This is a genomic window from Nonomuraea monospora (assembly GCF_039531895.1).
Taxonomy (GTDB): domain Bacteria; phylum Actinomycetota; class Actinomycetes; order Streptosporangiales; family Streptosporangiaceae; genus Nonomuraea; species Nonomuraea monospora.
The window spans coordinates 136,834-160,001 of sequence record NZ_BAAAQX010000029.1 but is presented as its reverse complement, the minus strand read 5'-3'; the positions used below and the strand labels follow the sequence as shown (position 1 = coordinate 160,001).

At 73.3% G+C, this 23,168-nt stretch carries 19 protein-coding genes; 6 read left to right on the top strand and 13 right to left on the bottom strand.

The annotated features are described in order from the left end of the window. The first annotated feature begins 41 nt into the window (after positions 1–41). Positions 42–1,184, top strand: coding sequence for an ArsR/SmtB family transcription factor (locus ABD331_RS41705; protein ID WP_344487944.1), 1,143 nt, complete (start codon positions 42–44; stop codon positions 1,182–1,184). Positions 1,185–1,279: 95 nt separating this feature from the next. On the opposite strand, the gene ABD331_RS41700 is transcribed toward ABD331_RS41705, so the two are convergent. Continuing rightward, positions 1,280–1,633 carry a hypothetical protein gene (locus ABD331_RS41700; RefSeq protein ID WP_344487943.1) on the bottom strand — a complete coding sequence of 118 codons (354 nt, stop codon included), beginning with the start codon at positions 1,631–1,633 and terminating at the stop codon, positions 1,280–1,282. 426 nt (positions 1,634–2,059) lie between these two features. Continuing rightward, positions 2,060–3,145: a LacI family DNA-binding transcriptional regulator gene (locus tag ABD331_RS41695; protein ID WP_344487942.1), complete on the bottom strand. Its 1,086-nt coding sequence runs from the start codon at positions 3,143–3,145 to the stop codon at positions 2,060–2,062. 144 nt (positions 3,146–3,289) lie between these two features. Here ABD331_RS41695 and ABD331_RS41690 point away from each other — a divergent pair, with 144 nt between their 5' ends. From ABD331_RS41690 to ABD331_RS41675, 4 genes are read left to right on the top strand one after another with little or no spacing between them, the layout of a single operon-like run. Continuing rightward, on the top strand, positions 3,290–4,651 hold the full coding sequence (locus ABD331_RS41690; protein ID WP_344487940.1) for an ABC transporter substrate-binding protein: 1,362 nt from the start codon (positions 3,290–3,292) through the stop codon (positions 4,649–4,651). Between the two features lie 5 nt (positions 4,652–4,656). Next, complete coding sequence (locus ABD331_RS41685; RefSeq protein ID WP_344487938.1) at positions 4,657–5,571, top strand: carbohydrate ABC transporter permease; 915 nt, start codon at positions 4,657–4,659, stop codon at positions 5,569–5,571. After that, entirely contained in the window at positions 5,568–6,392 is an 825-nt protein-coding gene (locus ABD331_RS41680) for a carbohydrate ABC transporter permease (RefSeq protein ID WP_344487936.1), read from the top strand. Before ABD331_RS41685 ends, ABD331_RS41680 begins: the two co-directional genes overlap by 4 nt. A 48-nt stretch (positions 6,393–6,440) precedes the next feature. Beyond that, positions 6,441–7,583 (top strand): glycoside hydrolase family 68 protein, encoded by a 1,143-nt coding sequence (locus tag ABD331_RS41675; protein ID WP_344487934.1) that lies wholly within the window; start codon positions 6,441–6,443, stop codon positions 7,581–7,583. On the opposite strand, the gene ABD331_RS41670 is transcribed toward ABD331_RS41675, so the two are convergent. Continuing rightward, a complete protein-coding gene (locus ABD331_RS41670) occupies positions 7,573–8,070 on the bottom strand; it encodes an FBP domain-containing protein (RefSeq protein WP_344487932.1) in 498 nt (165 codons plus the stop codon). The two genes, ABD331_RS41675 and ABD331_RS41670, sit on opposite strands and share 11 nt — an antisense overlap. 73 nt (positions 8,071–8,143) lie before the next feature. Between ABD331_RS41670 and ABD331_RS41665 the strand changes: the two genes are divergently transcribed. Then, on the top strand, positions 8,144–8,725 hold the full coding sequence (locus ABD331_RS41665) for a TetR/AcrR family transcriptional regulator (protein WP_344487930.1): 582 nt from the start codon (positions 8,144–8,146) through the stop codon (positions 8,723–8,725). Between the two features lie 131 nt (positions 8,726–8,856). On the opposite strand, the gene ABD331_RS41660 is transcribed toward ABD331_RS41665, so the two are convergent. The 10 genes from ABD331_RS41660 to ABD331_RS41615 are packed head-to-tail and all read right to left on the bottom strand — an operon-like array spanning position 8,857 to position 23,167. After that, on the bottom strand, positions 8,857–10,119 hold the full coding sequence (locus tag ABD331_RS41660) for a sulfate adenylyltransferase subunit 1 (RefSeq protein WP_344487928.1): 1,263 nt from the start codon (positions 10,117–10,119) through the stop codon (positions 8,857–8,859). Next, entirely contained in the window at positions 10,119–11,030 is a 912-nt protein-coding gene (cysD, locus tag ABD331_RS41655; protein WP_344487926.1) for a sulfate adenylyltransferase subunit CysD, read from the bottom strand. The genes ABD331_RS41660 and cysD overlap by 1 nt, the downstream gene beginning before the upstream one ends. A gap of 15 nt (positions 11,031–11,045) precedes the next feature. Next, complete coding sequence (locus tag ABD331_RS41650; RefSeq protein ID WP_344487924.1) at positions 11,046–12,296, bottom strand: FAD-binding protein; 1,251 nt, start codon at positions 12,294–12,296, stop codon at positions 11,046–11,048. After that, positions 12,293–13,870: an alpha-amylase family glycosyl hydrolase gene (locus ABD331_RS41645; RefSeq protein ID WP_344487922.1), complete on the bottom strand. Its 1,578-nt coding sequence runs from the start codon at positions 13,868–13,870 to the stop codon at positions 12,293–12,295. Before ABD331_RS41645 ends, ABD331_RS41650 begins: the two co-directional genes overlap by 4 nt. After that, positions 13,867–14,877: an aldo/keto reductase gene (locus tag ABD331_RS41640; RefSeq protein WP_344487920.1), complete on the bottom strand. Its 1,011-nt coding sequence runs from the start codon at positions 14,875–14,877 to the stop codon at positions 13,867–13,869. The genes ABD331_RS41645 and ABD331_RS41640 overlap by 4 nt, the downstream gene beginning before the upstream one ends. Further along, positions 14,874–16,286: a glycosyltransferase gene (locus ABD331_RS41635; protein WP_344487918.1), complete on the bottom strand. Its 1,413-nt coding sequence runs from the start codon at positions 16,284–16,286 to the stop codon at positions 14,874–14,876. Before ABD331_RS41635 ends, ABD331_RS41640 begins: the two co-directional genes overlap by 4 nt. After that, a complete protein-coding gene (locus ABD331_RS41630) occupies positions 16,279–19,188 on the bottom strand; it encodes a DUF4915 domain-containing protein (protein ID WP_344487916.1) in 2,910 nt (969 codons plus the stop codon). Before ABD331_RS41630 ends, ABD331_RS41635 begins: the two co-directional genes overlap by 8 nt. Further along, complete coding sequence (locus ABD331_RS41625) at positions 19,185–21,257, bottom strand: class II aldolase/adducin family protein (protein WP_344487914.1); 2,073 nt, start codon at positions 21,255–21,257, stop codon at positions 19,185–19,187. The genes ABD331_RS41630 and ABD331_RS41625 overlap by 4 nt, the downstream gene beginning before the upstream one ends. After that, the gene (locus tag ABD331_RS41620; protein ID WP_344487912.1) at positions 21,250–21,969 is read right to left on the bottom strand and encodes an HAD family hydrolase; all 720 of its coding nucleotides are present in this window, start codon (positions 21,967–21,969) and stop codon (positions 21,250–21,252) included. Before ABD331_RS41620 ends, ABD331_RS41625 begins: the two co-directional genes overlap by 8 nt. Before the next feature lies 1 nt (position 21,970). Next, the gene (locus ABD331_RS41615) at positions 21,971–23,167 is read right to left on the bottom strand and encodes a glycosyltransferase family 2 protein (RefSeq protein ID WP_344487910.1); all 1,197 of its coding nucleotides are present in this window, start codon (positions 23,165–23,167) and stop codon (positions 21,971–21,973) included. Position 23,168 lies beyond the last annotated feature (1 nt).

Here is a 23,168-nt window from a genome sequence, read left to right as displayed (position 1 = left end):
TCGCGAAATTCACCGCGAAAGCCCGAGGCTAGAGTGGCGCGATGAACATGCGCGTACGCCTGCCCGCGTCAGCCGTGGGCGCGGTGGTCTTCGGCTGCTCACCGGCTCTCGAGGCGCTGCGCAGCCTGCACGTGCTGGGTTCGGTCAGGCGGCATCCGCTGCACATCTCCTGGGCGCTGCGCACCCGTGAGCGGCTTGACGCCGAATTGAGGAACGAGATCGACCAGTTCGCCTACTGGTGCCAGGACCGCCCCCTGGTGCTGCCCCACATCTGGCGTCCCGATGAGGTGTCGTCGTGGCCGGAGGAACTGGCCGCGCTGCGCGAGGCGCCGGTGGAGCACTACGCCGAACACCTGCTCGCCGAAACCCTGGCCGTGAACGGGCGACTGGCCCCGGTGCGGCTGGAGCAGGTGCGCGCCGATCCCGCGCTGCGTCAGCGGGCGGAGGACACGGTGCGGAAACGGCACCCGGCCTCGCTGCGCGTGCTGCGGGAACTCGTCGAGGATCCCGAACGGTCCCGGAAACGGTTCGCCGAGTTTCTGAGCGCGTACTGGGAGACCTGCGTGGCCGAGGAGTGGCCGAACCTGCAGCGGTACCTGCTGGCCGACATCGCCGCACGCAGCCGGGCGGGAGTTCAGGACGGGATGGTGCGCATGCTGGAGGGCCTCGCGCCCCAGCTGCGCGTCGTCCAGGAGGGGACGGACGTGTCGATCACCTCGACGCCTGCCCGCGACGGCTTCGCTCCCTTGGAGATCACCCTGACCGCGCAGGACCGTCTCCTGCTGGTGCCGTCCCATTTCGCCTGGCCGCTGCTGACGATCGGCGCCCGGCGGGAACCCCGCGCCGGGCGCGACCGGCAGAGCGTGCAGATCACCTACGCGCTGGACGCGATGCAGCGCACGGCGCAGCCGCCCATCCCTTCGGAGGAGTTGCTCAAGCTGCTGCGCGCCGCCGCCCACCCCACCCGGTTGCAGATCCTGCAGCTCCTGGCCGGGCGGTCGCGCTCCACCCGCGAGCTCGCCGGGCTGATCGGGCTCACCGAACCGGCCGTCTCCAAGCACCTGAAACTCCTGGCCGAGGCGGGCTGGGCGGAGACCGAGCGGCACAGCTACTACGTCTACTACCGGCTGGTACGCGCCACGCAGGGCAGGTTCACCGACGCTCTGGACAGGCTGTTCGGTTGAGCCGCTGGTGTGAGGGTCATGAGTTGCGGTCCGGCCGATTCTGCGACCCGAGCGCTTGCCCGGCAGGCCGGACGCTTGGTGCCGGCCAGATCGGCTCAGTCTCCGGGCCTCACCTCGGCTGTGACGCCGCGGCTTCGCAGCTGGATCGCCAGGAACTCCATCTCCGCCAGCGTCCCGGCCAGGCCGGTGCTCGTGAGGTCGCCGGCGAGTTCACGGGCGCGGGGAAGCGACACCTTCCACACCTCCCGCAGCACCTTCAGGACCGGTACCAAGCTCGGCACCGGACCGGCCACGTGCAGCCGGCTCGGGCCGTGCTCCGCCAGCAGGGCGGCGCGGATGTCCTCCGGCGTCTCATCTGAACCGAACCCCTCGCACCAGCCGACACCGCAGGACTGGCAGGCGGCCTCGACATCCCAGCACAGCCGCCCACGGTCGATGAACTGGTTCACGTGACGGACGAGGATGCCGCCGCATGCACCGCAACGCGCTTCGATCTTCGCGGTCTACTCCGTCTTCCCCGGCACCAACACTCCCATCGCATGACTGGTTGATCATTATGCCGATAGTGTCCCAAATCGATGGGTGAGGCCGCTCCTCCATGACACGCCCGCGAACACGCTTCCCGCGAGTTCCAGCAGGCGGGCGGGGGCGGCGTGTACGGCGGCCAGGTGCAAGCCGGTGCCCTTGGGGCCACCACGCACACGTCCACGCCGGAGTCACGCAGCCCATCGCGGGCGGGGTCCACGCGGCGGGCCTGGAACGGACGCGGCTGGTGCCCAGCCGAGCCAGGCGCCGGCCGGACCGTCCAATGGATCACCGAGCGCATCGAGTCGGCCATCCTGAAAGCCTGAGCGGCCGGAGCGACCTCCTCCTCATCACCCTTGAGCATCCGTTGTCCGGGCTGTGGCGGACGACGGTGCGACGGACTCGCGGTGGCGGACCGGCATCGGCACCCGGTGCACCTCGCCCACCCCGTCACCGGCGGAGCGGTCGCGCTCGATCTCCGTGAACAGCACGTCCACGGCCTTGCGGCCCAGCTCGTAGTGAGGCAGCGCCACGGTGGTCAGCTGGGGCCGCACCCATGAGGCGATCGGATGATCGTCGAAGGAGACGATGGAGACGTCCGAGGGCACCTTGAGCCCGAAGTCGTCAAGCGCCTGGTAGGCGCCCATGGCGATCCGGTCGTTGAAGCAGATCAGCGCACGCGGCTGGGCGGTTCGCAGCAGGTCCCGCGTCGCCGTGAGGCCGTGCTCGGGCTGCCAGTCCGGGCAGGTGCGAGCGCCGGCCACCTTGACCCCCGCCTCGCCGAGCGCCTCGCGGATGCCGATGAGCCGTTCCACCGCCGCGACGCTCTCCGCGGGCACGTCGCGCAGGCGCGGCCCGGCGCCGATGAGGTAGATGTCGTCGCGGTGACCGGCGTCGAGCAGGACGCGGGCCGCGCGGCGGCCGGCCTCGACCTCGCCGGGCAGGACGGCGGGCAGGGGAGAGGGCTGCTTGGGCAGGGCGTTGAGCAGCACGGCGGGCGCGGCCGTGACGGCCTTGGGCACCTTGATGGCGCGGGTGAACATCGAGGCCAGGATGAGCCCGTCCACCTGCCGGTCGTGCATGGCCTGCAGCAGGAGGCGCTCCAGCTCGGCGTCACCTTCTGTCTCGCCGATGAACAGCATGAAGCCGCGGTCCCTGGCGGCCTCGAGCGCACCCTTGATCATGTCGCCGGCCAGTCGTGAGGTGGCGACGGTGTCGGAGACGAAGCCGATGGTCCGGCTGCTGCCCGTGCGCAGCCCCCTGGAGACGATGTTCGGCCGGTACTGCAGCTCCTCGGCGGTCTTCAGCACCCGGTGCTCGACGTCCTGAGAGATCCGTAGCTCACGGCCGCGGCCCGATAACACGAGCGAGGCGGTCGTGCGGGAGACGCCCGCGGCCTTGGCCACATCGGCCAGCGTGACCCGTCGTGGGCTCACCGGATCTCCCGTCGTCAAGAGTGTGTTACGAGGGGTTGACATCGTAGGACTCGCGTGGTGAGACTATCGGGCGCTAACCCGATTTAGCAACGTACTTGGGACATCTGCCGCGTGCCGGTCGTCCCAGCAGCAGAGGAGATCGACATGGCTCGTCGAGTCCGCCCCGGCAGGTCCGGGGCCGCGCTGGTGGTCGCCCTGGGGACGCTGGCCGCGGCCTGCGCGGCCCCCGGCAGCAACAGTGCGCAGCCGCAGGCCACCGGCACGCCCTCGGTGTCCGCGGCGCCTGCCTGCGGCTCGGCGCCGATCACGATGAGCGGTTACTTCGAGACCGGCTTCCCGCTGCCCAAGGCGCTGACCACCGAGTTCACCAAGCAGCACCCGAACGTGACGTGGAACATCCGCGAGGACCAGTTCGCGGTCATCACGCAGAACGCCCCCCGCGTGCTGGCGGACAACCCGCCCGACCTCATGCGCCTGCCCCAGGTCTCCGAGCTGGTCAAGGACAACCTGCTGAAGAACCTGGACGGCTACGCGACGGCCTTCGGCTGGGACAAGTGGCCGGCCTCCCAGCTCGAACAACTGCGCCTGGGCCCGGGCGGCCGCCCGCGCGGCGAGGGCTCCCTCTACGCCCTGGGCCTCAACATGAGCATGACCGGCCTGTTCTACAACAAGAAGCTCGCCACCCAGATCGGCATGCCGGCGCCGCCCACCACGCTGGCCGAGCTCGACCAGGCGCTGGACAAGGCCAAGCAGGCAGGCGTCACGCCCATCCTGCAGTTCAACGGCGGAGCCACCGGCGGCCTGGCCTTCCCGCTGCAGAACCTCATGGCCTCCTACGGCCCTACCGCGCCCATCAACGACTGGATCTTCCAGAAGCCCGGCGCCACCATCGACACCCCGGCGAACCTGCAGGCCGCCCAGCACCTGGAGAAGTGGATCAAGGCAGGCTACTTCCAGAAGGACGTCAACGCGGTCGACTACGCGACCATGATGAGCCGCTTCATTGACGGCCAGGGCCTGTTCATGTTCAACGGCGACTGGGAGTCGGGCAACCTCGACAAGCAGATGGCGGGCAACGTCGGCTTCACCCTGATGCCGCCCGCCCAGCAAGGGGGCAAGGTCGCCGCCATGTCGGCGCCCCTCACCTACGGCATCGCCGCGAACGCCAAGAACGCCGGCTGCGCCGCCTTCTTCCTCAACTGGGTGGCCACCGACAAGCGGGCCAGGGAGATCGGCGTCGAGATCGGCGGATCGCGTCCGATGGGGCCGGCGGACGCGTACATGCCGGCCGTCAGCTCTGACAAGGTCACCGCGAGCACCCTGGCGGCCGGGGCGGACATCGCCAAGGACGACGGCGCGATGGACTTCATCGCCAACGCCACCGGCGCCATCTACGCCAAGAGCTGGACGCCCGGCCTGCAGAAGCTGGTGGCCGGCCAGCAGACGCCGCAAGGGCTGCTGAAGGCGGTCCAGGCCGACTACGCCCGCCAGCTCGAAGGGAACTGAGCCAGGTGACGTCCCGGTCCGCGCATCGGCGGCCGGCCGCCGGCAGGCTGCGCGGCGCGCGCGGCCTGATCGGCTGGCTGTTCGTGCTGCCGGCGCTCGCCTTCTACGCGGTGTTCGTCCTGCGTCCGATCACTCTGACGTTCCAGTACTCGCTGTACGACTGGAACGGCATCGGCGCCTCCACCTGGGTCGGGCTGGCCAACTACGGCAGGGTCTTCACCGACCCCGACCTGTTCGACTCGCTGGTCAACGCCTTCCAGCTCATCGTCTTCTTCAGCGCCGTCCCCGTCGTGCTCGGCCTGGCCATCGCGGCGACGATCAGGCGCATCGCCGCCAGCCGGCTCGCCGTCGTGGCGCGCACCGTGCTGTTCCTGCCCCAGGTGATCCCGCTGGTCGCCGCCGGCATCGCGTGGAGCTGGCTGCTGGCCTCCACCGGCGTGGTCAACCAGTTGCTCACGCTCATCGGCCTCGGCGGGGTGACCCGCGCCTGGCTGGGCGACTTCGCCACCGCCCTGCCGGCGGTCGGCATGATCGGCGCGTGGGTGCTGCTCGGCCTCTGCACGCTGCTGCTCCTCGCCGGCATGAGCAAGATCGACCCGGCGCTGTACGAGGCCGCCCGGCTCGACGGCGCCGGCCCGTGGCGGGAGTTCGTCTCCATCACGGTCCCGAGCCTCCGGCAGGAGATCGCGGTCTGCGTCACCGTGACCGTCATCGCGGCCCTGGCCAGCTTCGACATCATCTACATCGCCACCCAGGGCGGTCCGGGCAACACCACCATGGTGCCCGGGCTGCAGATCTTCTACCTGGCCTTCTCCGAACGCGAGGTGGGCACGGCCTCGGCTCTGGCCATGGTCCTCATGCTCCTCGTGGTCGCCTGCGCCCTTCCCATCCAGTGGTTCGCCAAGGACGGCAACAAATGATCACCGCCCGGCGGGAGGCCTGGACCGGCAGGCTGCTGCTCATCCTCATGATGGCGGTCACGCTCCTGCCGTTCCTCAGCCTGTTCGTCACCGCCCTGCATCCCTCCGGCACCTACCCGGCGGGGCTCGCCTGGCCGGGCGACCCGCAGTGGGGCAACTTCCCGCGCGCCTTCGAGGCCGCGAACATGGGCGCGCTGCTGTGGTCGAGCGCCCTCATCGTGCTGGGCGTGGTGCCGATCTCGATCCTGCTCGGCACGATGGCCGGCTTCGCCATCGGCCACCTGCGCGTCATCGGCGGCCGGGTGATCTTCCTGCTGTTCGTGCTGGGCCTGACCCTCCCCTTCGAGGGCATCATCACGCCGCTGTACTACCAGATCCGCGACATGGGGCTGCTGAACACCCGCTGGGCCATCATCCTGCCGCTCATCGGCCTGTTCATGCCGTTCAGTGTCTTCTGGATGCGCGCCCACTTCGTCAACATGCCCGGCGAGCTGTCCGAGAGCGCCCGCATGGACGGCGCCAACGTGTGGCAGCTGTTCCGGCGCATCCACGTCCCCCTGGCCATGCCGGCGATCTCGTCCCTGGGCATCCTGCTGTTCCTCTGGACGTGGAACCAGTTCCTGCTGGCCATCGTCCTGGTGGACGACCCCGCCAAGCGCACGATGTCCGGAGCCCTGGGCGCCTTCCAGGGCCAGTGGGGGACCGACATCCCGTTGCTGTGCGCAGGGTCGTTGCTCATCCTGACCCCCACACTCGTGATCTTCCTCATCTTCCAGCGCCACTTCGTCAAGGCCCTGCTCCAGGGCTCTCTGAAGGGCTGACGGCAAGCCGGCCCGCCTCCATCCCACGAGCGAAAGCAAAGGTCGTCCATGCGACACCACGTGAGCGGTGACCGGCCGGCGCGCTGGACCCGCCGGCACCTCGGCCTGCTCGCCGAGGACGAGGCGACCACGGCGCCCGTCATCGACCCCGCGGCGCTGCCGCGGATTCTGCCCGGCCACGACCTGTGGGATCTGTGGCCGATCCAGGAGGAGGACGGCTCGACGAGCGTGGCAGATGGCCGCGAGCTGTGGATGGCCCTGTCGGCTCCCGCCCTCGGCCACCCCGAGGAGCGCCACGACCGGGCCAGGATCCGCCTGCTCGGCAAGAAGGGGGACGAGTGGGCGGACCTGGGGAACGCCTTCCCCGATGGGGCCTCGCCCGGCAGCCGCGAATGGTCCGGATCGGCGATCCGCCGTCCCGACGGGACCGTGTCGGTGTTCTACACGGCCGCCGGGCGGCGCGGTGAAGCGCGTCCGACGTACCGGCAGAGCGTCATCGAGGCCCGTCCCGCTGTGATCTCCGGCGGAGACCGGATCAGGCTGTGCCAGGACGTCCCGCACCGCGAGATCCTGCGTTCCGACGGACGGATCTATCTGCCGGCCGACGAGGACGACGGGGCGCCGGGCCGCATCAGGGCCTTTCGCGATCCGGGCTGGTTCCGCGATCCGGCCGACGGCGGCGGCCATCTGCTCGTCGCCGCGTCCGTCGCCTGGCAGGACACCTTCACCGGTGCCATCGCCCTGGCCGGGCCACGAAACGGCGGCTGGTCACTGCTTCCACCCCTGCTCGTGGCCGAAGGCGTCAACCACGAGCTCGAACGCCCGCACGTCATCGTCCACGACTCCTGGTACTACCTCTTCTTCTGCACCCAGCGCCACGCCTTCCACCCGGCCGGCCGCGCGCCCACCGGCCTGTACGGCTTCGCCGCGCCCACCCTGACCGGACCGTATGAGCCGCTCAACGGTTCCGGGCTCGTGATCGGGAACCCCGCCGGCCAACCTGACCAGGCCTACGCCTGGCTGGTACTGCCGGATCTCCACGTGGTCAGCTTCGCCAACTACCGATCACACCAGGGCCTGGATCTCCGGTACGCGGGGGCCGCGCAGGCGCGGGCCGGCTTCGGCGGCACCATCGCCCCGACACTCAAGCTGACCCTGGACGGTCTGAACACCTCTGTCGTCAGCCGGTGACCTTGGCCAGGAAGGCGTCCAGGTTGGCGTGCAGGCGGGCCACCTTGCCCTCCAGGGACAACGACTCCTCCAGGCCGCCGCCGGCCACGGACTCCTTCTTGCCCCGCACGTACAGCGAGCAGTGCAGGTCGCCGCACAGGTAGTGCCCGACGGTGTTGCCCGCGCGGCCGGCCTCGCCGGTGCGGCGCGCGGTCATCAGCACCACGCCGCCGCCGGTGCGGGTGGTCAGGCACAACGAGCACATGCTGCGCGCGGTGAAGGCGCGCCCGCCGCCGGACGTCATCCGCAGCGCGACCCCGACCAGCCGGTCGCCACGGTCGACGACCAGGTAGGTGCGTTCCGGCGCGCCGGGATCCTGCCAGCCGAGGAAGTCGAGATCGTCCCATGGCTGGTCGTCGAGGTCTTTGGGCATGCCGAGCCGCTGCGCCTCGCCCTTGGAGCAGTTGATGAATGATCGGCGAATGTCACGCTCAGTGATGGCTCTCATGTATCGTGAGGCTAGTCAAAGCTAAGGTTATTATGCAAATAAATAAACGCTTTAGGTTTTGAGGGAGTGATCCATGCCACGGGCGGGGGTGACCATCGAACGCCTGACGCAGGTCGCGGCCGACCTGGCCGACGAGATCGGCTTCGACAACGTCACGGTCACGGCGCTGGCGCGCAGCTTCGGCGTCAAGGAGGGCAGCCTGTACTCCCACATCAAGAACATGCGGGACCTGCGGACCAGGGTGGCGCTGCTTGCCCTGTCGGAGCTGGCCGACGCCGCCGGCGCCGCCCTGGCCGGCCGCTCAGGCAAGGACGCGCTGGTCGCCTTCGCCGACGCCTACCGCGACTACGCCAGAGAACACCCGGGGCGGTACGCCGCCGCCAGGCTCCCCCTCGACCTGGAGACCGCGGCGGCCAGCGCCGCCCCCCGGCACTCGGAGATGAACCGGGCGATCCTGCGCGGCTACCGCATTCCCGAATCCGACCACATCGACGCCATCCGGCTGCTGGGCAGCACCTTCCACGGGTTCGTGGACCTGGAGATGGCGCAGTCGTTCCAGCACTCCGACCACGTACGCGACACCGCCGCCTCCTGGTACAGGGTTCTGGACATCCTGCACGCCGCCCTGTCCAACTGGCCGCCGGACCCCACGTGACCTCGGCCCGGCCTCGCCCATCCCAGCGGGGCCGAAGCGTTCCGCACCCGAGTGGCCGAGGCCGGGTGGCTGCGGTGGCCGAGCGGGACAGCCCCACGGCTTGTCCGCCGCGATCAGGACGCGCGGCCTGGTCAAGGGAGGCCGGTGATCATCCCCGCGCCCACCGTGGCGTTGTCGGCCTCGTCGATGAGGATGAACGCCCCGGTCGCCCGGTTGCGCGCGTACTCGTCGGCGAACAACGGCCGGGCGGTGCGCAGCCGGACGCGGCCGATCTCGTTCATCGTCAGCGCCCGCGCCTCGGTGTCACGGTGCAGGCTGTTGACGTCCAGCCGGTAACGCAGGTCCCCGACCAGCGCGGTGGCGGTGGCCGTGGTGTGCTTGAGCAGCAGCCTGGCGCCGGCGGTGAGCGGGCGCTCGCCGCTCATCCAGCACACCATCGCCTCCAGGTCCTGAGCCGCCCGCGGCCGGTTGCCGGGTCTGGCGATCATGTCGCCGCGTGAGATGTCGAGGTCGTCGTCCAGCCGCAGCACCACCGACATCGGGGCGACGGCCTCGGCCAGCGGGCCGCCGGGGCCGTCGATCTGGGTGATCGTGCTGGTCAGCCCGGAGGGCAGGTGCACCACCTCGTCGCCGGGCCGCAGCACGCCGCCCGCGACCTGACCCGCGTAGCCGCGGTAGTCGTGCAGCAGCGGGTCGGCGGCCTGACGCGGCCTGATCACGCACTGGACGGGGAAGCGCGCGTCGATGAGGTTGCGGTCGGAGGCGATGTGCACGTGCTCCAGGTGCCGCAGCAGGGACGGGCCGTCGTACCAGGGCATGTTGATCGAGCGTTCGACCACGTTGTCGCCGTGCAGCGCGCAGACCGGGACGAACGTCAGATCGCCGATGTCCAGCTTGGCGGCGAAGGCGGCGAACTCGGCCACCACCCGCTCGTACGCGGCCTGCTCGTAGCCCGCCAGGTCCATCTTGTTGACCGCGACCACCAGGTGCGGCACCCGGAGCAGCGAGGCCAGGAAGGCGTGCCTGCGCGACTGCTCCAGCACGCCCTTGCGCACGTCCACCAGGATGATCGCGAGGTCCGCCGTCGAGGCCCCGGTCACCATGTTGCGGGTGTACTGGATGTGCCCCGGCGTGTCGGCGATGATGAACGTCCGGCGCGGCGTGGCGAAGTAGCGGTGGGCGACGTCGATGGTGATGCCCTGCTCCCGCTCGGCCCGCAGCCCGTCGGTGAGCAGCGCCAGGTCGGCGTGCCCGGAGCCGCGGGCGGCGGCGGCCCGCTCCAGCGCGGCGAGCTGGTCCTCGAAGATGGCCTTGGAGTCGTAGAGCAGCCGGCCGATCAGCGTGGACTTGCCGTCGTCCACGCTGCCCGCCGTGGCCAGGCGGAGAATGTCCATCAGAAGTAGCCCTCTCTCTTGCGGTCCTCCATCGCGGCCTCGCTGACGCGGTCGTCGGCGCGGGTCTGGCCGCGTTCGGTGACCCGGGTGGCCCTGAGCTCCTCGATCACCTCGCCGACCGTGGCGGCGCCCGACTCGATCGCCCCGGTGCAGGAGGCGTCGCCGACGGTGCGGAAGCGCACGGTCGCCGGGAAGGCCGGCTCGTCGTCCTGCCGGCGGGTGTACGGGTTGTCGTCCAGCAGCAGCCCGTCGCGCTCGAACACCGTGCGCCGGTGGGCGAAGTAGATGGCCGGCAGCTCCAGCGACTCGCGCCGCACGTACTCCCACACGTCCAGCTCGGTCCAGTTCGACAGCGGGAAGACCCGCGCGTGCTCTCCCGGCCGGATGCGGGTGTTGAAGAGGTTCCACAGCTCGGGCCGCTGGTTCTTGGGGTCCCACTGCCCGAACTCGTCCCTGAAGGAGACCACCCGCTCCTTGGCGCGGGCCTTCTCCTCGTCGCGGCGGGCGCCGCCGAACGCGGCGTCGAAGCCGTGCCCGGCGAGCGCGTCGAGCAGCGTGACGGTTTGCAGCCGGTTGCGCGAGGCCCGCGGGCCGCGCTCCTCGCGCACCCGGCCCCGGTCGATGGACTCCTGCACCGAGGCGACCACCAGGCGGACGCCCAGCCCGGCCACCTGCCGGTCGCGGAACTCGATCACCTCGGGAAAGTTGTGCCCGGTGTCCACGTGCAGCACAGGGAACGGCACCGGCGCCGGGCGGAACGCCTTGCCCGCCAGCCGCAGCAGCACCACGCTGTCCTTGCCGCCGGAGAACAGCAGCACGGGCCGCTCGAACTCGGCGGCGACCTCGCGGATGATCTGGATCGACTCGGCCTCCAGCACGTCGAGCTGGGAGAGCCCGGGGGTGGTCAGCATCGTGGTCCTCCGGTGTCAGCGCAGGTAGCGGTCGAGGAACGGGCTGGCGAACTTGCCGGCCGGGTCGCAGTCGCCGGCCAGGCGGGCGAAGTCCGCGAGACGGGGGAAGAGCCGCCCCAGCTCCGGCGGCTCGATCGTGAAGATCTTCGCCCAGTGCGGCCGGGCGGCGAACGGCGCCAGCCGCTCCTCCACCAGCCGGACCACCGGCAGCACGGCCGTGGTGTCGGAGGTCCAGGTGAAGTGCACGCTGACGGAGTCGGTCTCGTAGAAAGGGCTCATCCAGAGCCGGTCGGCGGCGATCGTGCGCACCTCGCAGATCTGCAGGACCGGGCGGATGCGGTCGCGGACGGCGTCCAGCGCGTGCAGCGCCGCCACCGCGTCGCCCCGGCCGATCATGTACTCGGAGTGCAGCTCGTCGCCGGCGCTGCTCGGCTCGTGGTCGGGCCGGAAGTGCGGCAGGCGCTCGTGCCAGGGGCCGGGCACGCCAAGCTGCCCGGTGCAGCTCGCCGCGGGCATCCCGTCCACGGGATGGCAGGGACCGTCGGCCGGCAGGGCGGTGAACCACGGCAGCTTGGCCACGTCCGCGGGGGGCACGTCCAGCCGCTCGCCGATCCAGATCTGTGTGAGGCGGGGCGCGCTCCAGTCGGTGAACAGGCAGACGCTGTACGCGCTCGACATCAGCTCGCAGAAGTGGTCGTCCAGCGCGTCCAGGGGCAACCCCTTGTAGACCTGCTGGCGCATCTCGTACGCGGGCACCAGGTCGAGCGTCAGGTGCGTCACCACGCCCAGCGCGCCCAGCCCGACGACCATCCCGTCGAAGCACCCGTCGCCGCGCGCCACGGTGAGCAGGTCGCCCTCGGCGGTCACGAGGTCGAGGGCGGACACCGAGGCCGCCAGACAGCCGTTGCGGACGCCGGAGCCGTGGGTGGCGGTGGCGCACGCGCCGCCGACGGAGATGTGCGGCAGCGAGCCCAGGCTCGGCAGCGCGAAGCCGCGCTCGTCCAGGCACCGGGTCAGCTCGGCGTAACGCAGGCCGGCGGGCACCCGGGCGGTGACCCGGCCGGTGTCCACCTCGACGGCGGCGGGCAGCCCCGCGACGGACACCAGCGCGCCGGGGGAGTCGGCGAGGTCGTTGAAGGAGTGCCGGGTGCCGAGCGCCCGGACCCGGCGGCTGCGCGCCACCACCGCCTGGAGCTCCGCGACCGAGGACGGCCGGTGAACCTCCTGCGCCCGGTAGGTGATGTTGCCTGCCCAGTTGGTGGTCATGTCCCTTCCTCGATTCTGACGATCAGGCCCTCGCCGGGCGCGAGCCGCAGCGGGCGCAGCCCCACCGCCGACCCGGCGGGCCGGTCGCCGGTGGACACCTCGGCCACGCCCTCGCCCGGCAGCCCGGACAGGACGGCCGCCGCCGGGCGGGAGGCGAAGTTCAGCGCGACCAGCAGCCGCTCCCCGGGCGCCGACCGCAGGTACGCGAAGACGTCGTCGCCGGCCTCGACCGACCGGTAGTCGCCGCCGCGCAGCGCCGGGCTGGCCCGCCGGTAGGCGATGAGCCGCCGGTACAGGCGCAGCGACGAGCCGGGATCGTCCTGCTGGGCCGCCACGTTGACCTCCGCCTGGCCCGGCGCGAACGGCATCCACGGCTTCCCGGCGGTGAACCCGCGGCCGGTGGCGTCCCACTGCATCGGGGTGCGCTGCCCGTCGCGGCCGTCCACGTCCAGGGCGTCGGGCGGCGGGGCGTCGGTCATCCCGATCTCCTCGCCGTAGTAGACGCACGGGATGCCGCGCAGGGTGAGCGCCATCATGGCCGCCACCCGGGCGCGCCCGGCGCCGTACCGGGAGGCGGAGCGGGGGATGTCGTGGGTGGCCAGGGCGTACGTCGGCAGCGCGCCGGGCCGCATCGCGGCGGCCAGCCCGTCCACGGTCCGCCGGAAGGCGGCGGCCTGCCAGGGCTGCTCCCAGAACGCGACATGGAAGGCCGTGTGCATGCCGTCGCCGCCGAAGTAGTCGGCCAGCCGCCGGTCGTCGGAGATGGGCACCTCGCCCAGCGCCAGCTTGCCGCCGTACTCGTCGAGCGTCCGGCGCAGCTCGCGCAGCACCTGCAGCGTCTCGGGCAGGTCGAGGTTGCGCATCCGCAGCGTGGGATGGACGGTGTGCCGGCGGGCGTGCGCCAGCTCGGCCGGGTTGTCGCGCAGGCCGGCGTCCTTCAGCAGCCGGTGCGCGACGTCGATGCGGAAGCCGTCCACGCCCCGGTCGAGCCAGAACCGCCACACCTTGCGCATCGCCGCCCGGACCTCCGGGTTGCGCCAGTTGAGGTCGGGCTGGCCGGGGGTGAAGCTGTGCAGGTAGCACTGCCCGGTCTCCGGATGGTACGTCCACGCGGGCCCGCACCGCTCGAACGAGCTCAGCCAGTTGTTCGGCGGCTCGTTCCCCGGGCGCGGATCGGCCCAGATGTACCAGTCGCGCTTGGGGGCGGCGCGGTCCGAGCTCGACTCGGCGAACCACGGGTGCGCCACGGACGTGTGGTTCATGATCAGATCGATCAGCACGCGGATGCCCCGCTCGTGCGCGGCGCGCACCAGGTCGTCGAAGTCGGCGAGCGTGCCGTACGCCGGGTCCACCGCCTCGTAGTCGCTGACGTCGTAGCCGAAGTCGGCCAGCGGCGAGGGATGGAACGGCGACAGCCAGACCGCGTCCACGCCCAGCTCCCGCAGGTAGTCCAGCCTGCCCAGCAGCCCCGGCAGGTCGCCGACGCCGTCGCCGTCGCGGTCGGCGAAGCTGCGCAGGTAGACCTGGTAGATGACGGCCGACCGCCACCACTCCGCCTGGGTCGTGACGCTCATCTGCCCACTCCTGACATGTCCGGATACCGATCGCCGGCGGCGCTGCCGGGCGGGGCCGCCGCGTCGAGCAGCGCGCGGTCCTCGGCGCTGAGCCGCAGGCGGGTGGCGGCGACGTTCTCCGCCAGCCGGGCCCGGTTCTTCGCGCCGGGGATGGGGACGACGTCGTCGCCCTGCGCCAGCACCCAGGCCAGCGCAAGCTGCGCCGGAGTGACGCCGCGCTCGCGGGCGAGCCGGGCGATCCCCTCCACCAGGCGGGCGTTGCGCGCCAGGTTGCCCGGCTGGAAGCGGGGCAGGGTCCGGCGGAAGTCGTCGTCCGCGAGGTCGTCCGTCGCGGTGATGCGGCCGGTCAGCAGGCCGCGGCCGAGCGGCGCGTAGGCGATGAACCCGATGCCGAGCGCCCGCAGCGTCGCCAGCAGCCCGTCCTCCGGATCGCGGCTGACCAGGGAGTACTCGGTCTGCACCGCGGCCATCGGATGCACCGCGTGCGCCCGCCTGACCGTCTCGGGAGACGCCTCCGAGATCGCCAGGTGACGGACCTTGCCCGCGCGGACCAGCTCCCCCAGCGCCCCCCACGTCTCCTCGACCGGCACGGACGGATCGACGCGGTGCTGGCAGTAGACGTCGATGACGTCCACGCCCAGCCGGCGCAGCGAGCCCTCGCAACTCGCGCGGACGTAGTCGGGACGGCCGTTCACGCCGATCACCCGCCCGTCCGGGCCCTTGACGTTGCCGAACTTGGTGGCGATCAGCACCTCGTCCCTGCGGTTCCTGACCGCCCGGCCGATCAGCTCCTCGTTGGTGTAGGGGCCGTACATGTCGGCGGTGTCGAGCAGGTTGACCCCCAGGTCCAGAGCATGGTGGATGGTACGCAGCGAGTCGCCGTCGTCCCAGGGGCCGTAGAACTGCGACATCCCCATGCAGCCCAGGCCGAGCGGGAAGACCCGCGGCCCGCCGCGTCCCAGCGTGCGACGAGGCGCCGGCGCGCTCTCGATCGTGTGCGTCATCATGCCGCCCTCTCCGTCGTCAGGTGCTCAATGAGCCGGCCCCACCGCAGGAGCTGGCCGTCGGGCAGGTACCGCTCGCGCACCCGGCGCCGCGCGCCCTGCCCGAGCCGCCGCGCGAACGGCCGGTCGCCGCAGAGCCGCCGCAGGTGCGCGGCAGCGGCCGCCACGTCGCGCGGATCGTCCACCAGCAGGCCGGACCGGCCGTGGACCACCTGGTCGCGCAGCCCGCCGACGGCCGAGGCGAGCAGCGGCCTGGCCTTCCACATGGCCTCCGTCGCCGTCAGCCCGAAGCCCTCGGCCAGGCTCTTCTGCACGACGACGCTCGCGTGCCGCTGCAGCGCGTTGACCACCACCGCGTTCTCGCGCAGGTCGTCCATCGGCAGGCAGACGAGCTGGCAGCGGCGGCGGTGCGCGGCAGGCAGCGCCTCCCACACCCGCCGGCACTCCGCGTAGACCCGGGCCGCGCCCGGGTCGTCGGCGACGCCCGCCAGATCGGCGCCGGCCAGCGTCAGGCAGCCGTCCACGCCGGAGGCGAGGAAGCACTCCAGCACGCCGGCCATGTCCTTCAGCCGGTCCCAGCGGGAGACCTGCACCACCATCGGCAGGTCCGCGGGCGGCGGCGGGCCCTCGCGCAGCACCACGGCCGGCCTGCTCACCCGGACCGGCGCGCCGACGGGCACGGGCGTCTCGACCGGCCCCGTCCGCTCGCAGGCGAGGATCCCGGCCGCGCCGAGCACGTCACGGACCTGCGCCCGAGTGAGCGGCATGTTCTTCGGCCCGCACGGGTCGATCGAGGGCGGGACGACCACCGGCCGGGGCGCCCACCCCGCGATGTGGCCGGACGTGGAGAACACGCAGGCGTCGGCGGCGGCGACGTGCTCGGCGACGAACCGGCCGCCGTCGCGCGTGTGCTCGTTCGGCCGGTCGCTGCCGATGTGGCAGCGCCACACCACGCGGGCGCCGCACCGCCGGGCCGCGCCGATCAGGCCCGCGGGCTGCGGGTCGTGCACGACCACGACGTCCCCTGGCCGGACCAGGGCGGCCAGCTCGCCGGCGGCGCCGGCCAGGTGACGGCGGTACCGGCGGGCCTCGGCCACGCCCAGCGGGCCGCCGTCGCCCGCGACGCCGTACAGGCGCGACACCAGCCGCTTGGCGATGGCCTGGAAATCGGCGTCGCCGTCCAGCACCAGCCAGCGCACGTCCACGCCGGTCGCGCGGGCCAGCGGGCCGAGCACGTGCAGCAGCTCGGCCACGCCGCCGCCGGCGGCGGTGGAGTTGACGTTCCAGACGGTACGGCCGCCCAGCAGCTCACGCACCCGCTCGCCGCCCCGGCGCAGCTCCGCCAGCCGGCGCTCCCCGAGCACGTCCCCGTACGGCTCCAGCGGGACCTCGGCGAAGGGAATCTCACGCATGGCCCGCCCCCACCGTCTCCGGCTGCTCCAGCATGCCGATCCAGCTCGTCTCCCACAGCGCGGCGCCGGCCGGCGGTACCAGCTCGACCAGGCTCGGGCCTGGGCCCGCGGCCAGCGCCTGCAGCGTGACGGCGAACGCCTTCGTCTGCGCGGCCAGATAGCCGGCGTCCAGGCGGCCGCTCAGGTCCACCCGGCGGGTCCGCAACCCGAGCGCGGCGGCCAGCTCGCCGTAGCGCGGGCCGCCGTCGCCGCACACCACGAACGTCACCGGGGCGGCCTGGCGGGCGGCGTCGGCCAGCGCCCGCACGCCGTCGCCGTCGCCGAGGCCGCACAGCACCTTGGCGGACGGCTCGCCCAGCGCCAGGCCGGTGGCCAGTGCGGTGGCCAGGGCGGGGCGGGCGTTGGCGGCGAACACGGCCGCCGGGAGCTCCTCCGGCGCGCCGCCCAGCACGTCCCCCAGGACCGATGCCACAGAGGCCGCCGCCCGCCCGGCCGCCTGCCCGGTGGTCTGCCCGGCGGCCTCTTGGTCGGGCGACCGGTCCGCGCCCGCGCCCGCGCCCGTGCCGGTGCCCGTGCCCGCGCCCGTGCCTGCGGCCGTGCCCGTGCCGGTGCCCGTGCTCGTGCTCGTGCCGGTGCCCGTGCTCGTGCTCGTGCCGGTGCCCGTGCTCGTGCTCGTGCCCGTGGCGGTGCCCGTGGCCGTGTCTGCGAGCGCGGTCAGCGGCACCCAGGCGGTCTGCGCCAACTGCTGGGGGAGTGCCACGAGCGTGGGGCCGGCCGGTGACCGCTTGCTCTCGTGCAGCGCCTGCCGGACCGCCGCGACCAGGGCGTGCGCCGCCGCCGTGCCGTCCGCCGGGGCCCCGCTGTGCGCCGCGGCCGTGCCGTCCGCAGGGGCAGGAGGCAGGAGTGGTTCGTGGCAGGACTTGGCGAACGCGCCGCAGGCCGCGAGCAGGCCGGGGTCGGCGGCGGGCAGCTCGGCGAAGACGACCGTGCCGATCCCGTCGCGCCGCAGGTCGGCCAGCACGCCGAGCGCGTCGGTCAGGCCCCGCGCCCCGGACAGCACCGCCGCGCCGTTGCCCGGCCGCACCAGGCCGGCACCGCCCGCCTGGACGGCCGCCTCCCGGTCGTCACGCGCCTCCGTCAGCAGGCCCAGGCGCGCGGAAGCGTCCCGCAGAGGCGACTCACCGGCTCCTGGTGCGGCGAAGACGATGCCGACGCCCTCGCGCCTGAGCGTGAGGGCCACCGCCTCCGCGCCGGTCAGCAGCACTTCGGCGGGATCGGGCAAGGCCTGGGCGACGGCGTGCCTCAGCGCCTGCTCGGACGCGCCGCCCAGCGCGCCGGCCAGCGCCCGCCCGAACTCCGGCCGCCCGGCGTCCTCGATCAGGGCGGCGACCAGGCCGTTGAGGCCGCCGTCCGGGCGAGTCAGCAGGGCGCGGAGCAGGTCGTGCACCGTGGGCCCTGCCGTGCGGGCCGCGTGGACCTCACGCGGGCTCAGGCCGAAGGGGGCCAGGGCGTCGGCGGCGGGACCGGCGGCGAGCACCCGCACGCGCACGTCCGCCGCGGCGGACGGGTCCAGCTCGTCGAACGGCACCCCGCCGTCCTGGGCGAGCGTGATCCGCAACCGGTAGTCGCCCGGCTCGCCGGGCGTGCGCGCCCGCACGGGCACCGCGACGATCCCCTCGGGCGGCAGCGTACGCGGCAGCGCCGCCCTGATCGGCTGGGTGAGCACCTCCTGGCTGTCCGCGTCGTACCAGCGGTGCACCACCCTGACCGGGTACGGCGGCGCGGGCGTGAGCAGGCCCGCGCCCGTGTTGGCGACCCGGCACTCCACCGTCAGCAGGCTGCCCGGCTCGGCCCGCTCCTCGGCCGGCCCGTCCGTCGTGATCTCGGCCCGGCACTCCTGTTCGGCCAGCCGGTCGCCGATGGCCCACAACCGGCTCGGCTGCCGTCCCAGCAGGTCGAACAGCTGCCGCTGGCCCTGCTCGTGCGACCGGGTGTGGTTGGCGGCGAACCCCTGCCGCGCGCCTTCTGCCAGCGGCGAGGGCACCAGCGCGAGCGCGTACACCTCGCGGGCGGGCAGCGGGACGAGCGCGACCTGCCGCCACTCGGCGCGGTCCACGATCGCGACGGCCGCCGTCTCCACCGAGGCGGTCAGGTAGCGGTGCGGGCTGACCCCGACGTACAAGTAACGGTCGGTCACGGCCAGGCCGCGCGGCCAGCCCGGCAGCCCGAGCCGCCGGGTCTCCTGCCGGGTCTCGCCGGAGAACTCCACCAGGTCGCCGGCCGCCGAGTCGCAGACGAGCCAGGCCCCGTCGCTGTAGCAGGGGTTGTGGGGGGCGCGCAGGCCGGACAGCACGGGCTCACCGGTCTCCAGGTCGACGACCTGGCCGGTGGCGGGTTTGCCGCTTTCGTCCCAGCCGCGGCGGCGCAGGAACGGGCCGAAGCCGCACACCATGATCCGCTCACCGACCACGGCCAGGCTGTTGAGGTGCCAGCTGTCCGCCTCGCCGGGAGCCCGCCAGAGCCAGGCCACCCGGCCGTCGGGGGCGACGCAGCGCACCTCGTTCTGGGTGGTGCCCACCACGAGCACCTGGCCGTTCACGGCGAGGATGTCGTGCGGGGTGGAGACGTCGTCGAGCCGGTGGTAGCGGCGGACGCCGGTCGCGTCGTAGGCGATCAGCTCGGCGGGGCTGCCCTCGGCGCTCCACAGGCAGCGGTGCAGCAGCCCGTCGTCCGCGTGCAGGCCGGTGCTCGAGACGCGGTCGATCTCCTCGACGGCGCCGTCCGCGCCGCCGATGGCGAACAGGCCGCCGCCGATCGTGTGATGCGCGTCGAAACAGGACGCGAGCAGGTGGTGGCCTTCCGGGATCAGACCCGGCGGGCCGGTCGGCTTCTCGCTGGTCATGGGTTTCCCCTCGTGGTCGTGGTCGTCTCGGGGGCTCCGGACGCGGCGACCAGCGTGGTGTCCAGCCACGCCGGGCCGCCGGAGCCTGTGAGGAGGATCGCCGCCCGGGCGACGGCCTCCGGGTCCGTGGCGACGATCGTGTGCACGGCCGCCCCGCCGCCGTCGAGCCCGTCCGAGCGTGGTCGCCCGTCGCCGGCGGGTCCGGGCACGGACGGTTCCGCGCCGCCCGCGCCGCCTTCGCCGAGGAGCAGGATCGAGCCAGGGCGGCCCTGCCGGGCGAAGACGGGCAGGGCAGCGCGGGCCAGGGCGCCCCCGCCCGCCGCCGGGGTCACGCGGGTGGCGGGTGCTACGGGCGCGCCGGAGTGCGCTGCGGGGGTCACGCGGGTGGCGGGTGCTACGGGCGCGCCGGAGTGCGCCGCGGGGGTCACGCGCGTGGTGGGTGGTCCGGCCGCGCCCGAGTCCGCCGTGGGAGTCACGCGGGTGGCGGGTGCCACCACCGCGTCGAAGCCGCCGTACGCCAGCACCGCCTGGCGCACGGCGCCGCGGTCGGTGTCCCTGACGAGCGCCACCGCGCGCCGTTCCCCGTATCGGCCGCTGATCGCCGCGGCTGCCGCGATCGCCGCCGCGTGCCGTCCGGGCGGGGCGGCGAGGGCGACGTGCGCGCCGGCCGCGGCCAGGCGTTCGGCGACGGCGTCCGCGCGCTCGTCGTCCGCGGCGACGAGGAACACCACGCCCGCCAGCGGCTCCTGGCCCGCCCGGAGCTGTGGCTTGAGCCGCATGAGCGGCCAGTACTCGTCCGACGCGCCCTGCGCCTGCGACAACGACCGGTAGCCGCCCGCCGCGTCGGCCGCCCTGATGACCGTCATGGTCTGCGCCAGGTGGTCGGCGCACAGGCGGGCCTTGGCGGCGTCGGGGCCGCAGGTCACCGCGCCGAGGCCGGGCAGCAGGACGGCGCGTGGCCCGTTGTCACGCTTGCCCAGGGCGCGCGCGGGCCCGGCGACGTGCCGGTCGTAGTACGCGTCGTACCAGTCGCGGTGCCGCCGGATCGCGGCCAGCACCTCGGCGGGCCCGGCGGGCGTCCGGTCGAGGACGAGGGGCCGGTAGCCCACCGTTACCAGGTGGTCGGGACAGCCCGGCCCCTCCTGCGTCCACCCGGGCCCGCGCACCGACGAGGAGAAGCCGACAGTCTCGGGGCTGCGGTCGAGGTACAGGACCACCCCCCGACCGGCCCCCCGACCGACCTCCCGATCGGCCCCACGACCGGCGCCGAGAAGGGTGCCGGGAAGGGTGCCGCGGATCGCCGGCAGCAGCTCGGCCAGCAGGTCCTCGGCCGCCTCTGGCGGGGGAGCGGGCACGGCCTGGCCGCCGAGGTCCGCGGGCCGGCACCGCACTTTGCCCAGCGCGCGCGTCGCCCGCTCGACAGCCTCCAGGGAGTTGCGGTAGCACCGCTCGCTGGTGTCGGCCCAGGTGAAGATGCCGTGGTTGGCGAGCAGGACGAAGCGGCAGCGCGGCTCGGCGGCGATCCGGCCGGCCAGCTCGCGGGCCACGCCGACGTCGAACTGCCGGTAGTCGAACCAGACGGCCTCCGCGCCGAACTCGTCCTCGGCCGCCTGCCGTCCGCCGGGGGAGGCGGTGAGCGCGATGACCGCGTCCGGATGGCAGTGGTCCACGTGGCGGGCGGGGATGAAGGCGTGGGTCAGCGTCTCGATGCCCGGCCGGCGCTGCTCGCCCCGCAGGCCGCTGTCCACCAGGTGGCCGATCATCTCGCTCTCGCTCAGCGGGCCGCTGTCGCGCAGGCGCAGCAGGTCGGCCAGGCGTAGCGCCGGGAAGTCGTCCGGCGTGGCGGTGGCGCCGTCGCACCCCCACGCGCTCATGTACAGGACCTCGACGGTTCGGCCGCCGCGGTCCACGGCGACGTCCTTGACGGAGAAGTTGCCGCCGCCCTCCTTGGTCAGCGCCGGATCGGCCCCGACCAGGTGGGAGCGGTAGACGACCTCGTCGCGGCCCGAGAGCCTGCCGGCGACGGCCGGGTCCCACCGGTCCACCGGCGGCGTGAACAGCTCATCCATGACCGCTCCTCGCCATCGGCTCGGTCCGGCGGGCCGGGACGAACGGGAACGAAATGCGCGCGTCCACCCGCAGGGTGGCGGTGGCGGCGTCGTACGCGGCCTGCCGGAAGTCCGGCACCACGGCCGTCGCGCCCGCCGCCCGCACCTGTGCCTCCCGCCGCGCGCAGGCCAGCGCCACGCACGCGGCCCCGGCCGCCACCGCGGCGCTCACCCCGCTCACGGCGTCCTCGAAGACCAGGCAGCGGCCGATGTCCACGCCCAGGCGCTCGGCCGCCAGCAGGTAGCCCGCCGGGTCCGGCTTGCCGCGCGGCACGTCGTCGGCGCAGATCACGGCCGCGAAGGCGGAGGGCAGGGCGAGCTGGCGCAGCACCTCGGCGGCCTTCCAGTCCTGCGCGCCCGTCACCAGCGCGAGCGGCACGCCGGCCCGGCCGAGCGCGCCGAGCAGCGCGGTCGCGCCGGGGATCGCGGTGTAGACCAGGCTCTCCTGGTTCTCCCTGAGCCGCCGGTAGATCTCGCCGTACGCGCTGGGGGGCACCTGCGGGAACAGCACGCGCAGCGTGTGGTCGGCGCGGTGGCCGTACACGTGGCGCTCCAGATCCTCGGCGCTCAGCGGGTGGCCGAGGCCGGCGGCCAGCCGCTGCCAGAACTCCGTCACCGACCGCTCGGTGTCGGCGATGACGCCGTCCATGTCGAACAGCACTGCCTCGTACACCTCAGGCTCCTTCCGCGCGCGCGAACCGGTCCAGCCGCCCGATGGGCTCCGCGGGCTTCCAGCTCAGCGGAGGGATGTGGGCGTTGATGAGCGTGCCGTCGTCGTTCAGCACCGACGCCTCGGGGTGGGTCAGGTGCAGCAGCCGGTCGTCGTAGCTGTCGAACGGGGCGGCGATGTCGAAGCGGTAGACGAAGTCGTGGTCCTCGCCGCCCCAGCCCTCGTAGCGCTCGTCCATGCCGCCGATGCGCTCGAACACCGACCGGCGCACCCACAGGCAGCAGCCCGGCGGGCGCCGCAGCAGGAAGCCGCGCAGCCCGGCGGGGGCGGCGTCGGGAGCCCCGCGGTCGATCCGCTCGCGGATCGCCCAGGAGGTGGCGGCGTCGTCGAGGCAGAACATGTCCCGGTAGGTCAGGTGACCGGCGGTTCCCGGCCGCTGGAAGCGGGCGAGGTTGCGGGCGACGAAGTCGCGGTCGGCCAGCACGTCGGCGTCCAGGATGCAGACCAGCTCGGCCGCGCCGCCGCGGTTGGCGACGCCCGCGTTCACCGTCCAGCACTTGTTGAACAGGCCGCCCTTGGGCGCGAACAGGTAGTCGTCGGCGTACGGCTCGATCTGCTCCCGCCACCGGGGCTCGTCGTCGGACTCCACGACCACGACGCGGTAGTCCGCGCGGGCGGCCGACTGGTCGCGCAGGGCGAGCAGGCAGGCCAGCAGGTTGCGCAGCCGGACGCCGCCGGTGTCGCGGTCGCGGAACGGGATGACGATGAGCGCGCCGGCCGTGGACGGGCCGGGCGGCGGCCCGTCCACCGGGCGGCCGGCCAGCTCCGCGGCGCTGACCCGCGGCTGCGACCGGTCGTAGGACTGTCCGACGTGGTAGGCCACCCGCGAGTTGCACTCCGCCTGCCACGCCAGGTCGAACAGCGCGCGCACGGCGGGCTCGCCCGGGTCGCGGCGCAGCAGGGCGGAGATGAGCCCGTAGTACGCGCCGGGGTCGGCGGGGTCGTCGGCGAGTGCCTGCCCCAGGGACCTGAGCGGCTCGTCGATCTCCTGGACGGCCTTGACCACGGCCGAGGTCCACGGCTGCGCGAGCTCCCAGTAGAGCAGGCCCGCGCGGCGTGCCCCCAGGTCGGCGGCGATCACGAGGGAGTCGGCCACCGCGGTCGCCAGGACGGTGGGATTCGTCGGCATGAGGATGGACATC